Raw genomic sequence first — 12,457 nt, 5'->3', positions numbered from 1 at the left:
ATTGAGCTCGACGACGTTCACCCGCGGCTCACCGAGGAAACCGAGCGTGCGCCCGTCGGTGTGCGCGTCCAGCACCGCGCGGACCTGGTCGGCGGTGATGCCGCGTGCCTTCGCCACCCGCTCGACCTGGATGGCCGCGTACTCGGGGGAGATGTGCGGGTCGAGGCCGCTGCCGCTGGCCGTGACCGCGTCGGCGGGCACCGCGGCGTCGGCGGGGGCGTCGCCGAGGATCGGGATGATCCGGCCGGCCGCGTAGTCCTGGCCTTCCTGCGCGCATTCCACGGCGACGCCGCGGAACGTGGACAGGAACGGCTGCGCCGGGCAGAGCTCGTTGACGCTGACCACCTGTACCGGCCGCGACACGTCGCCGTCGGCATCACGCGGGCCGATCACCGAGAGCACCGCGCCCACACCGTCTTTCGTGCAGAACTGGCGGGCGCCGTCGACCCCCTCACGGTCGCCGACCTCCTTGGAGCGGGTGCACACGGTGGTGAGCAGGCTGGGGCGGGCGGCGGTGTCGACGATGTCCTCCGGGCCCAGATTGCTCGCCGCGGTGGACAGCGGGTCGTAGCCGTCGCCCGCGGCCGACGGGCGGCTCTGGAAGTACTGGACCATGGCCTTGCCGTCGGCGTCGGTGAACGACTGCCCGATCAGGCTGGAGCCCACCAGCTTTCCGTCGCGCTCGATCAGCGAGCCGTCGGCCTTGTCGTTCAGCCCGGGCAGCTGCGCGACCGCGAAAACCGCGACGGGGTACACGATTCCGGTGATCACGGTCAGCACGAGCAGGGCGCGCAGGGCGGCCAGGTGCTGGCGGATCCAGGTTGACATACGCATTTCAGGACATCCCGGGGAGGAGTTGGACGAGCAGGTCGATGATCTTGATGCCGAGGAACGGCGCGATGATGCCGCCCAGGCCGTAGATCGTCAGATTGCGGCTCAACAGCTTCGAGGCATTGCTCGGCCGGTAGTTGACACCGCGCAGCGCCAGCGGGATGAGCGCCACGATGATGATCGCGTTGAAGATGACCGCCGACAGGATCGCCGACTGCGGGCTGGCCAGGCGCATGATGTTCAGCGCGTCCAGGCCGGGGAACAGCGCCACGAACAACGCGGGAATGATCGCGAAGTACTTGGCGATGTCGTTGGCGATCGAGAAGGTGGTGAGCGCGCCACGGGTGATCAGCAATTGCTTGCCGATCTCGACGATCTCGATCAGCTTGGTCGGGTCCGAATCCAGATCGACCATATTGCCCGCCTCTTTGGCGGCCGAGGTGCCGGTGTTCATCGCCACGCCCACGTCGGCCTGGGCCAGGGCGGGGGCATCGTTGGTGCCGTCACCGGTCATGGCGACCAGGCGGCCGCCGTCCTGTTCCTTCTTGATCAGGGCGAGTTTGTCCTCCGGCGTCGCCTCGGCGAGGAAGTCGTCCACGCCCGCTTCGTCGGCGATCGCCTTGGCGGTCAACGGGTTGTCGCCGGTGATCATCACCGTGCGGATGCCCATGCGGCGCATCTCGTCGAAGCGTTCCCGCATGCCGTGCTTGACGACGTCCTTGAGATGGATGACGCCGAGCAGCCGCGGGGTGCCGTCCTTGACCTCGCCGACCACCAGCGGCGTGCCGCCCGAGGCCGAGATGCCGTCGACGATCACCGCCGCCTGCTCGGGTACCGAACCGCCTTGGGCGCGAACCCATTCGGTGACCGCACCTGCTGCCCCCTTGCGCAGCTGGTGCCCATCGGCCAGGTTCACACCCGACATGCGGGTCTGCGCGGTGAACTCCACCCAGGTGGCACCGGGCAGCTCGCCCGCGGAACGTTCCCGCTTGTTGAACGTCTGCTTGGCGAACACGACGATCGACCGCCCCTCCGGCGTCTCGTCGGCAAGGCTCGACAGCTGGGCGGCGTCGGCGAGTTCGTCGTCGAGAATGCCCGGCATCGGGACGAATTCGGCCGCCTGCCGGTTACCGAGGGTGATGGTGCCGGTCTTGTCGAGCAGCAGCGTGTTCACATCACCCGCGGCCTCGACCGCGCGGCCCGACATGGCCAGCACATTGCGCTGGACGAGACGGTCCATGCCGGCGATGCCGATGGCCGAGAGCAGCGCGCCGATGGTGGTCGGGATGAGGCAGACCAGCAGCGACACCATGACGATGCCGGTGATGCCGTGCGCGTCCAGCGCCGAAGTGTCCGGCACGCCAGGGTTGTTCGACTTGGCGAAGATGGCGAGCGGCTGCAGTGTGGTGACCGCGAAGACGAAGATGATCGTGAGCGCGGCCAGCAGGATGTTGAGCGCGATCTCGTTCGGTGTCTTCTGGCGGCTGGCGCCCTCGACGAGCGCGATCATCTTGTCGATGAAGCTGGCGCCGGGCTCCTGGGTGATCTTGACGACGATCCGGTCCGAGAGCACGGTGGTGCCGCCGGTGACGGCCGAGCGGTCGCCGCCGGATTCGCGGATGACCGGTGCGGATTCGCCGGTGATGGCCGATTCGTCCACCGAGGCGATGCCTTCGACGACATCACCGTCACCGGGGATGACCTGGCCTGCCTCGACGACGACGTGATCACCGCGGCGCAGTTCGGTCGCGGCGACCCTTTCCTCGACGATGCGGCCGCCGGGAGTCCAGTCGGCCAATCGGCGAGCGACGGTGTCGGTCTTGGCCTTTCGCAGGGTGTCGGCCTGAGCTTTGCCGCGCCCTTCCGCGACAGCCTCGGCCAGATTGGCGAACACGACGGTGAGCCATAGCCACACCACGATCGCCCAGGCGAAGAAGCTCGGGTCGGCGATGGCGAGGATGGTCGACCACACCGCGCCGATCTCCACGATCAGCATGACGGGGTTCTTCCACAGCGTGCGCGGATCCAGCTTGCGCAGCGCGTCGGGCAGGGAGGTGAGCAGCAGCTTCGGATCCAGGACGCCCTTCTGCACGCCCTTGGTCCGGTGCTCGGGCCGCGGCGCGGCCGGTGTTTCGAGGGTGGGACTTGTCATGTCAGTGGATTCCTTCGGCGAGCGGCCCGAGCGCGAGGGCGGGCAGGAAGGTGAGCGCGACCAGGATCACCGTCACCCCGACGACCATGCCGACGAACTGCGGCCGGTGCGTCGGCAGCGTGCCGATCGACGCGGGAGTGGTGCCCTGCTGGGCCAGCGAACCGGCCAGGGCCAGGACGAAGATGATCGGCAGGAACCGGCCGAACACCATCGCCAGGCCGAGCGCGGTATTGAACCACTCGGTATTGCCGGTGAGTCCGGCGAAGGCGGAACCGTTGTTGTTGGCCGCGGAGGTGAAGGCGTAGAGCACTTCCGACAGACCGTGCGGGCCGCTGTTGAGCATGCTCGCCCGCTGGCCGGGCAGCGCCATCGCGATCGCGGTGCCGATCAGCACGATCAGCGGGCTCACCAGGAAATAGGAAGCGGCCAGCTTGATTTCGCGGGGCGTGATCTTCTTGCCGAGGTACTCGGGGGTGCGACCGACCATCAGGCCCGCCACGAACACCGTGATCACGGCGAGGATCAGCATGCCGTAGAGGCCGGAGCCGACACCGCCGGGCGCCACCTCGCCCAGCTGCATGTTGAACATCGTCATCAGGCCGCCGAGGCTGGTGTAGGAATCGTGGAACGAGTTCACCGCACCGGTCGAGGTGAGGGTGGTCGCGCCGGCGAAGGTGGCCGAATCGGCAACGCCGAAGCGGGTTTCCACGCCTTCCATCGACGCGCCGATCGCGGTCGGCACCGTGCCGTGGTGCTGCAGCTGGAACAGGTTGGTCAGGGTGATGCTGGTCAGCGCGATCGTGCCCATCACCGCCACGATCGCGTAGCCCTGCTTGGTGCTGCCGACCATCCGGCCGAACGTGCGTGGCAGCGAGAATGCGATCACCATCAGCAGGAAGATCTCCAGGAAGTTCGTCCAGGTGCTCGCGTTCTCGAAGGGGTGCGCGGAGTTGGCGTTGTAGAAGCCGCCGCCGTTGGTGCCGAGTTCCTTGATGACCTCCTGGCTGGCGACGGGGCCGCCGGTCAGGGTCTGCTGGGCGCCGCCGATGGTCTGGGCGACCTGATCGTGCAGGTGGAAGTTCTGGATGACGCCGCCCGCGACCAGGATGATCGCGAAGATGAACGCGATCGGCAGCAGGATCCGCAGCGTGCCGCGCACCAGGTCGACCCAGAAGTTGCCGAGTTCACCGGTGTGGCGGCGGGCGAAGCCGCGCACCAGCGCCACCGCCACCGCCATGCCGACCGCCGCGGAGACGAAGTTCTGCACCGCCAGACCGGCCATCTGCACCAGGTGGCCCTGAGTCGACTCACCGGAGTAGTTCTGCCAGTTGGTGTTGGTGACGAAGCTGACCGCGGTGTTCCACGCCAGCGCCGCGGTCATCTCGGTGCCGGGATCGTTGAGGTGCAGCGGCAGCGCGCCCTGCACCAGCTGGAAGAAGAACAGGAACAGGATGCCCACCGCCGAGAACGCCAGCACACTGCGGGCGTAGACCGGCCAGGTCTGCTCGACCTCGGGTTTCGCGCCGATGGCGCGGTAGATCAGCCGCTCGGCGCGGGAGTGCTTGTCGCTGCTGTAGACCCGGTACATGTAGTCGCCGAGCGGCACATGCACCAGGGCCAGCGTGATGACCAGGGCCGCCACGAAGACGATCCCCGCTGTAGTCGTGTTCACCTAGAACCTCTCGGGGAAGAGCAGCGCCGCGACCATGTACACGGCGACGAGGACGGCCAGAACCAGACCGACAAGGTTCGCGATCACAGCTTCTCCACCCCCCGCTGGATTACACCCAGCAGCGCGAAGATCGCCACGGTGAGCACCGTGAACACCACGACAGACATTTCCAACCTCCTTGCGCTCCGAGGTGAAGCGCCTAGGTGAGTGAAACGCCGGATCAGGCCTCGGCGTGGTTTCCTTACGACTCCTTAGCGCCGGGCGGCACGGCCTTTGCGGAATGTTGACGCGACGCCAGGTGGCGGGTGTGAGGATGCCGTCAAGGCGGGCCGGATAGTCGTCAACACTCCGTAAAGATCGAGATCAGGCGATATTCGCGCGGATACAAAGGTGTGCACCGGCGGGCGCCGCCGGTCCCTTGTTCATGGAAAGTGAGATCGCGGTGTCTGTGGTGACCCTTGCGGTGATCTTCGGTTTCGTCGCATCCCTGCTGCTGATCCGGGTGCTCGGCCGGATCGACACCTCGCACACACCGATGGTGACCGTCGGTGTGTTGCCGGTGCGCCCGCAGGCTCCGGAGCGTCTACACGCGATGATGGAAAGGTGAAACGCGGACAGCTGCGCATCTACCTCGGTGCGGCGCCGGGCGTGGGCAAGACCTACGCCATGCTCGGCGAAGCGCATCGGCGGCTGGAACGCGGCCGCGATGTCGTCGCTGCCCTGGTGGAGACGCACGGCCGGAAGAAGACCGCCGAACTGCTCGAGGGCATCGAGCGGATTCCGACGAAACTGATCGCGTACCGGGGGACCGAGCTGCCCGAGCTCGACGTCGATGCCGTGCTGGCCCGCAAGCCCGCGGTGGTGCTCGTCGACGAGCTGGCGCACACCAACGCGCCGGGCAGTGCGCACGAGAAGCGCTGGCAGGACGTGGAGCAGTTGCTCGACGCGGGCATCGACGTCATCTCGACGGTCAATGTGCAGCACCTCGAGAGCCTCAACGATGTGGTCCAGCAGATCACCGGCATCGAGCAGCGCGAGACCGTGCCCGATGCCGTCGTCCGTGCCGCCGACCAGGTGGAGCTCGTCGACCTCACGCCGGAAGCGTTGCGGCGCAGGCTTTCCCACGGCAATGTCTACGCCGCCGACAAGGTCGACGCGGCGCTGCGCAACTACTTCCGACCCGGCAACCTGACCGCGCTGCGCGAACTCGCGCTGCTGTGGCTGGCCGATCAGGTCGACGCCGCGCTCGCCAGATACCGGGCCGACCACAAGATCACCGAGCTGTGGGAGGCCCGCGAGCGGGTGGTCGTCGCGGTGACCGGCGGGCCGGAATCGGAGACGGTCGTGCGCCGGGCCGGGCGGATCGCGTCGAAGTCCAGCGCCGATCTGGTCGTGGTGCACGTGGTGCGCGGCGACGGGCTGGCCGGGGTGTCGACCGAGCGGATGGCCAAGCTGCGCGAACTCGCCGCCGGTCTCGACGCGTCGCTGCACACCGTCACCGGTGACGACGTGCCCACCGCGCTGCTCGAGTTCGCGCGGGAAGTCAACGCCACCCAGTTGGTGCTCGGTACGTCGCGGCGGTCGCGGTGGGCCAGGATGCTCGACGAGGGCATCGGGTCCACCGTGGTGCAGCGGTCCGGGAAGATCGACGTGCACATGGTGACCCACGAGGAAGCCAACCGTGGGGTGCGCAGGCATTGGCTGCGTCCGCGCCGCCCGGTCACCGCGTGGCTGGCCGCGATCGTCGTGCCGGTGCTGGTGAGCCTGATCTGCGGTGTCCTCCTCGACGGCTGGCTGAAACTGGGCGGACTCAGCGCCATGTTCTTCGTCGGCGTCGTCGCGGTGGCGCTGTTCGGCGGCGTGGTGCCCGCCGGGCTGTCGGCGCTGCTGTCGGGGTTGCTGCTGAACTGGTACTTCACCGAGCCGCGCTACAGCTTCACCATCGCCGAGCCGGACAACTTCGTCACCGTGGTCGTGCTGCTCATCGTCGCTGTCGCGGTCGCCGCGCTGGTCGATGTGGCGGCCAAGCGAACGGTGCAGGCGCGCAAGGCCTCCCGCGAGGCGGAGCTGCTGACGATGTTCGCCGGTTCGGTGCTGCACGGCGCCGACCTGCCGAACCTGCTCGAGCAGGTCCGCGAGACCTACGGGCAGCGCGCGGTGAGCGTGCAGTGCGGCGATCAGATCGTCGCCGCGGTGGGACCGGAACCGCCGATGCGGCCGTCGGAGGCCGAGACCGTCATCGAGGCGGGGGACGCGCAGAGCCATCTGCTGCTGGCGGGCCGGTCGATCGACTCCACCGACCGGCCGGTGCTCAACGCGGTCGCCAATCAGGCGGTCGGGCTGGTCCGGCAGGCGAGGCTGGCCGAGGAAGCCAGTGCGGCGGCGGCGCTGCTCGAAGCGGATCGATTGCGCCGGGCCTTGCTCTCGGCGGTCAGCCATGACCTGCGCACCCCGCTGGCCGGTGCGAAAGCCGCGGTGTCCAGCCTGCGCAGCGATGACATCGAGTTCTCCCCGGAGGACACCGGTGAGCTGCTGGAGGCGATCGAGGAGTCGGTCGACCAGTTGACGGCGCTGGTGGGCAATCTGCTCGACTCGTCCCGGCTCGCCGTCGGCGTCGTTACCCCGCAGCTGCGGCAGGTGTACATGGACGAGGCCGTGCATCGCGCGCTCGTCAGCGTCGGCATGGGCACCCGCGGGCTGCGCCGCGCGGCGATGGACCGGGTGAAGGTGGAGGTCGGGGAAGTCTCCGTGCTCGCCGACCTCGGCCTGCTCGAGCGCGTGCTGGCCAATCTGATCGACAACGCCCTGCGCCACTCCGGTCGCGAGACGCCGGTCCGGGTCACCGCCGAACACGACGGCGACCGGGTCTCGATCGCCGTCGTCGATATCGGCCCCGGCGTCCCGGCGGGCACCGAGGAGCAGTTGTTCGAGCCCTTCCAGCGCCTCGGCGACCGGGACAACACCACCGGCGTCGGCCTCGGCCTGTCGGTAGTGCGCGGCTTCGTCGAGGCGATGGACGGCACAGTGCACGCCGAACCAACGCCTGGCGGCGGCCTGACCATGCTCGTCGACCTGCCGTCGGGTGTACCTCCGGCGCCCGACCTCACCGCCGAACCGGACGGGACTACAGAATGAACGCCCGAACATGGGTAACTCACCGGGCACGGGCTCACGCGGGCGGGAACCCGACCGCAAGCCGCCGACCTGATGTCCCCACGCACACGAGCCTGGCCAGAAGTCCCGGAGAGGCGGAACAGTGAAGAATCAGGCTCCGGCCGCCACCACAGTGCTGGTGGTCGACGACGAGCCACAGATCGTGCGGGCCTTGCGGATCAATCTGTCGGTCCGTGGGTACGAGGTGATCACCGCGGGCAACGGTGCGGCCGCCTTGCGCGCCGCCGCCGAGAAGCACCCCGATGTCATCGTTCTCGATCTGGGTCTGCCCGATATGGACGGCATCGAGGTGCTCGCCGGGTTGCGCGGCTGGACCTCGGCGCCCGTGCTGGTGCTCTCGGCGCGCACCGACTCGGCCGACAAGGTCGAAGCGCTCGACGCGGGCGCCGACGACTATGTCACCAAGCCGTTCGGGATGGACGAACTGCTGGCCCGGCTGCGGGCCGCGGTCCGGCGCGGCGCGACCGATGTCGACAGCGTCGACCCGGTGGTGGTCACCGACTCGTTCACCGTCGACCTGGTCGCCAAGAAGGTCACCAAGCGGGGTGAGGCCGTGCATCTGACACCCACCGAGTGGGGGATGCTCGAGATGCTGGTGCGCAATCGCGGAAAGCTGGTGGGGCGCAAGGAACTCCTGCGTGAGGTGTGGGGTCCCGCCTATGCCACCGAGACCCACTACCTGCGGGTCTATCTCGCGCAGCTGCGGCGCAAACTCGAGGACGACCCCGCCAACCCGCGGCACCTGCTGACCGAGGCGGGCATGGGGTATCGCTTCCAGGAGTGAGCGTGCCCCGGGTCACTACGCTGGAATGCCGCCCTGGGCGAAGACGTTCCCAGGCGTGAATCGTCTTCGACGCGAATGGCAGGATCAGGGCTATGGCTGAGCTGAACGCACCCGTGACCACCGCACCGACCGAACTGTGGGTCGAGCGCACCGGAACCAGGGCCTACACCGGGCGCAGCAACCGTGGGGCGGAGGTCCTGATCGCCTCGCAGGGCGTCGAAGGCGCGTTCACCCCCGGTGAGCTGCTCAAGATCGCCCTCGCCGCCTGCACCGGGCTCAGCTCCGACCTGCCGCTCTCGCGCCGCCTCGGCGACGATTTCGACGCCACCATCCGGGTCTCCGGCGACGCCGACCGGGAGAACGAGCTGTACCCGCAGATCGACGAGGTCGTCGAACTGGATCTGTCCGAGCTGGACGAGGCCGCACGCGAACGACTACTGGTCACCGTGCAGCGCGCCGTCGACAAGGTGTGCACCGTTGGCCGCACCCTCAAGTCGGGCACCAAGGTGACCTTGAACTTCGACATCGACGCATGAGCGGGCAGGCCCGGAGGCGGCAGCGGAGCGTCACCACGCAGGGACCCCGCTCATGCAGATTGGATGCAGCATGAGCCAGACGCCGGTTCGGCTGAGCGCCTGGGTGCACGGGATGGTGCAGGGGGTGGGTTTCCGCTGGTGGACCCGCTCGCGCGCACTGGAACTCGGGCTCACCGGCTACGCCCGCAACCACAGTGACGGCCGGGTGCACGTCGTCGCCGAAGGGCCGCGAACCGCGGACGAGAAGCTGCTGGAACTGCTACGGTCCGGCCATGCACCTGGCCGGGTAGACCTGGTTGTGGAAAGCTGGGAGCCCGCGCGGGGCGACATGACGGGATTCGAGGAGCGCTAGTGGTGACTTCGGGGGCTAGGGGGCGGCAGCGGTGAGCACACAGAACCCTGGTCCGCCCGATCAACCCGGTGAGCCCCCGAACGGTGGCTCCGGGCAGTCGCCGTGGCAGCCACCGGATCCCGGTGCCGGCTGGCCGCCGATGCCGCAGCAGCCGCCCGCCGCGCCGGAACCCGAGCCCTCGCGGCCGGGCCGGATGGCCAGGCAGGAACCCGGCGTCACCCAGCCGCGCCCGCCCACGGTCGGCGAGGCACGGGCCCGCGACAAGGCGCGCAAGCAGGCCGAGCAGGCCCAGCGCGCGGCGGCCGAGGCCGCGGAAGCCAAGCGGCGCACCAGGAAACGCGTGATGATCGGCGGCGTCGCCATCGTCGGTGTCGCCGCGCTGGTCGGCGGTGGCTACCTGGCCTACCGGGCGATCGCCGCGCCCGACCAGGTGACCGCCTCGTGCGTGCAGATCGACCAGAACGGCAACGAAGTCGTCGTCCCGGACGACAAGTGCGGCGACGGCAAGACCAACTTCCGCAGCGACACCAGTCACGGCGGCGGTGGCGCCCTGATCCTGCTCGGCTGGCCGCAGTACCGGTACCACTACGGCGGCACGCCCACCATCGGCAAACCGCCGGTCGGCGGCAGCTCGGTGAAACCGCGCAACGCGACCATCACCACCAAGAGCGGCACCACGATCCAGCGCGGCGGGCTCGGCAGCAAGTCGACCGGCGGGAGCGGGTCCTAGTGCGCCGGGTGGTGGGTACGCCGCGACCGAGCTGGCAGCAGATCATCGAGAGTCAGGGCCTGGTGTACGGCGCGCCCGGCCGCGATGCCAGCGGGCAGCCGCGACCGTACTGGGACGAATCGGTGCACTACGAGTTCTCGATGGACGAGATCCTCGCGCTGGAAGCCGATGTGGAACTGCTGCAGTCGATGTGCCTGCACGCGGCCGAGCACGTGGTGCTCACCGAGCGGTACGCCGATTTCGGTCTGCCGGAATGGAGCTGGGGGCCGATCGCCGAATCCTGGCGCCGCAGTGACCCGTACGTGTACGGCCGCTTCGATCTGCGCTACGACGCGCGTCGTCCGGCCAAGCTGCTCGAGTACAACGCCGACACCCCCACCTCGCTGCTCGAGGCCGCGATCATCCAGTGGCACTGGTTGCAGCAGGTGTATCCCGGTGGCGACCAATGGAATTCGCTGCACGAGAAGCTGGTGGAACGCTGGAAGGAACTGCGCGGCGTCCTGCCCGGCACCGAGCTGCACTTCACCTGGTCGGGCGCCGACGCGACCGGCGAGGACAACGTGACCACCGCCTACATGCAGGAGACGGCGGCCGAGGCCGGCTTCGATACGGTCGCGCTGCCGATCGAGGAGATCGGTTACGACACCGAACTGCACCGCTTCGTCGATCTGGCCGAGGCGCCGATCGAGGCGGCCTTCAAGCTGTATCCGTGGGAGTGGATCCTCGACGACGACTTCGGCAGGCGCGTGGTCGAGAGTCTGCCCGCCACGGCCTGGATCGAACCGCTGTGGACGACGCTGCTCAGCAACAAGGCGCTGCTGGCCGTCCTGTGGGAGATGTACCCCGGACACCCGAACCTGTTGCCCGCCTACCTCGACAGCCCGCACGAGCTCACCGAATACATCCGCAAACCCAAGCTCGGCCGCGAGGGTGCCAACATGACCATCGTCGGTCCCGGCATGGAGACCGCGACCGGCGGCGTGTACGGCGCCGAGGGCTTCGTCTATCAATTGCTCGACCCGCTTCCGGAATTCGACGGCATGCGTCCGGTGCTGGGCGCCTGGGTCGTCGGTGACACCGCGGCGGGCCTCGGTATCCGCGAGACGGCGGGCCTAATCACCGATGACGGCGCCGCGTTCGTGCCGCACCGCATCGTCGACTGACCCGTGACCACCCACCACTGTTCGAAAGGACCACGATGACCGCCCTCGCCCTGGAATCGGGTTATTGGAGTGCGCTCGGTGAAGGCGTCGGCGCCATCATCCTGTACTGCCTGATCGGCCTGGTATTGATGCTGATCGGCTTCTTCGCCATCGACCTGACCACGCCGGGCAAGCTGCGCGACCTGGTCGTCGCGGGCAAGCCCAACGCGCTGATCGTGTCCGCGGCGGGCATGGTGAGCATGGCGTTCATCGTCGTGTTCGCCGTGCTGGCCACCGGTGGCGTCAACAAGCTGTCGGAAGGGCTGATCGCCGCGGTCGTCTACGGCCTGGTCGGCATCGTGGCGCAGGTGGTCTCGGTGCGGGTGATCGAGAAGGTCACCGGCATCGACATCGGCCGCACGCTGCACGCCGAGACCTATACCCCCGAGGTGCTCGTGGTCGCCGCCGCGCACTTCGCGCTCGGTCTCGTGGTGGCCTTCGCCATCCTCTGACCCGTCGCACGCGGGTTGACATCACACAGTGGAGGGTGGAGGCTGGAACCAATACTCCACTGTGGTTGGTGAACGAGAGGATGTCGGCATGGACATCACCCCCGGCACACGCGCGTCCGATGCCGAGCGCAACGCGATCGTCGCCCAGCTGGGCACCCACCTGGCCGACGGGCGCCTCGACCTGGCCGAGTACGACCAGCGCGTCGCCAAGGTCTACGCGACCACCACGCGCGACGAACTCGCTGTCGTGCTGTCCGACCTGCCACCGTTGACGAAGCAGGCCACCGCACCCGCCGAGCGCAAACCCGGCCAGCGCATTCCGGTCTGGCAGCGCATCGAGGCGGGCAGCTGGCTCGGTGTCAGCGTGATCGTGCTGGTCATCTGGGGTCTGATCTCGCTGACCGCGGGCGAGCTCACCTATTTCTGGCCGATGTGGGTCATCGGCCCGTGGGGCGCGGTCCTGCTGTTCCGTGTGATCACCGGCTGGGAAGCGACGCCGGGCACCCAGACCCACCTTCGCCAACTGCAGAAGCAGATGAAGCACATAGACCCGCACCACCCACACAACCTGC

The 12,457-nt window shown here is 68.4% G+C and carries 14 protein-coding genes; 9 read left to right on the top strand and 5 right to left on the bottom strand.

Going from position 1 to position 12,457, the window contains the following annotated elements:
- The 5 genes from ACFWPJ_RS12205 to ACFWPJ_RS12185 form a co-directional block, all read right to left on the bottom strand.
- On the bottom strand, window positions 1-834 hold an 834-nt coding region (locus ACFWPJ_RS12205), incomplete at its 3' end, for a potassium-transporting ATPase subunit C (RefSeq protein WP_378850042.1).
- 1 nt (window position 835) lies between these two features.
- A complete protein-coding gene (gene kdpB / locus ACFWPJ_RS12200; protein ID WP_378850040.1) occupies window positions 836-2,983 on the bottom strand; it encodes a potassium-transporting ATPase subunit KdpB in 2,148 nt (715 codons plus the stop codon).
- A gap of 1 nt (window position 2,984) precedes the next feature.
- Window positions 2,985-4,655, bottom strand: a complete 1,671-nt coding sequence (kdpA, locus tag ACFWPJ_RS12195) for a potassium-transporting ATPase subunit KdpA (RefSeq protein WP_378850038.1) — start codon at window positions 4,653-4,655, stop codon at window positions 2,985-2,987.
- Entirely contained in the window at window positions 4,656-4,742 is an 87-nt protein-coding gene (locus ACFWPJ_RS12190; protein ID WP_218719288.1) for a potassium-transporting ATPase subunit F, read from the bottom strand.
- Window positions 4,739-4,822 carry a potassium-transporting ATPase gene (locus ACFWPJ_RS12185; protein WP_110035904.1) on the bottom strand — a complete coding sequence of 28 codons (84 nt, stop codon included), beginning with the start codon at window positions 4,820-4,822 and terminating at the stop codon, window positions 4,739-4,741. Before ACFWPJ_RS12185 ends, ACFWPJ_RS12190 begins: the two co-directional genes overlap by 4 nt.
- A 275-nt stretch (window positions 4,823-5,097) precedes the next feature.
- On the opposite strand from ACFWPJ_RS12185, the gene ACFWPJ_RS12180 reads away from it, so the two are divergent.
- From ACFWPJ_RS12180 to ACFWPJ_RS12140, 9 genes are all read left to right on the top strand, one after another.
- A complete protein-coding gene (locus ACFWPJ_RS12180; RefSeq protein ID WP_378850036.1) occupies window positions 5,098-5,262 on the top strand; it encodes a hypothetical protein in 165 nt (54 codons plus the stop codon).
- Window positions 5,259-7,790: a DUF4118 domain-containing protein gene (locus tag ACFWPJ_RS12175; protein ID WP_378850035.1), complete on the top strand. Its 2,532-nt coding sequence runs from the start codon at window positions 5,259-5,261 to the stop codon at window positions 7,788-7,790. Before ACFWPJ_RS12180 ends, ACFWPJ_RS12175 begins: the two co-directional genes overlap by 4 nt.
- 121 nt (window positions 7,791-7,911) lie before the next feature.
- Window positions 7,912-8,613 (top strand): response regulator, encoded by a 702-nt coding sequence (locus ACFWPJ_RS12170; protein WP_378850033.1) that lies wholly within the window; start codon window positions 7,912-7,914, stop codon window positions 8,611-8,613.
- Window positions 8,614-8,705: 92 nt separating this feature from the next.
- On the top strand, window positions 8,706-9,149 hold the full coding sequence (locus tag ACFWPJ_RS12165; protein ID WP_378850031.1) for an OsmC family protein: 444 nt from the start codon (window positions 8,706-8,708) through the stop codon (window positions 9,147-9,149).
- A 70-nt stretch (window positions 9,150-9,219) separates the two neighbouring features.
- Window positions 9,220-9,501, top strand: coding sequence for an acylphosphatase (locus ACFWPJ_RS12160; RefSeq protein ID WP_378850029.1), 282 nt, complete (start codon window positions 9,220-9,222; stop codon window positions 9,499-9,501).
- A gap of 31 nt (window positions 9,502-9,532) precedes the next feature.
- The gene (locus tag ACFWPJ_RS12155; RefSeq protein ID WP_378850027.1) at window positions 9,533-10,231 is read left to right on the top strand and encodes a hypothetical protein; all 699 of its coding nucleotides are present in this window, start codon (window positions 9,533-9,535) and stop codon (window positions 10,229-10,231) included.
- Window positions 10,231-11,394 (top strand): glutathionylspermidine synthase family protein, encoded by a 1,164-nt coding sequence (locus ACFWPJ_RS12150; protein ID WP_378850025.1) that lies wholly within the window; start codon window positions 10,231-10,233, stop codon window positions 11,392-11,394. The genes ACFWPJ_RS12155 and ACFWPJ_RS12150 overlap by 1 nt, the downstream gene beginning before the upstream one ends.
- 35 nt (window positions 11,395-11,429) lie before the next feature.
- The gene (locus ACFWPJ_RS12145; protein ID WP_019048228.1) at window positions 11,430-11,885 is read left to right on the top strand and encodes a DUF350 domain-containing protein; all 456 of its coding nucleotides are present in this window, start codon (window positions 11,430-11,432) and stop codon (window positions 11,883-11,885) included.
- Window positions 11,886-11,973: 88 nt separating this feature from the next.
- Window positions 11,974-12,457, top strand: a 484-nt coding sequence (locus tag ACFWPJ_RS12140) for a DUF1707 domain-containing protein (protein WP_378850023.1), incomplete at its 3' end; no start/stop codon positions are given.

It is taken from the genome of Nocardia sp. NPDC058497, from assembly GCF_042720195.1.
Taxonomy (GTDB): domain Bacteria; phylum Actinomycetota; class Actinomycetes; order Mycobacteriales; family Mycobacteriaceae; genus Nocardia.
The sequence above is the reverse complement of the archived record's forward strand: the minus strand, read 5'-3'. Positions and strand labels throughout refer to the sequence as shown.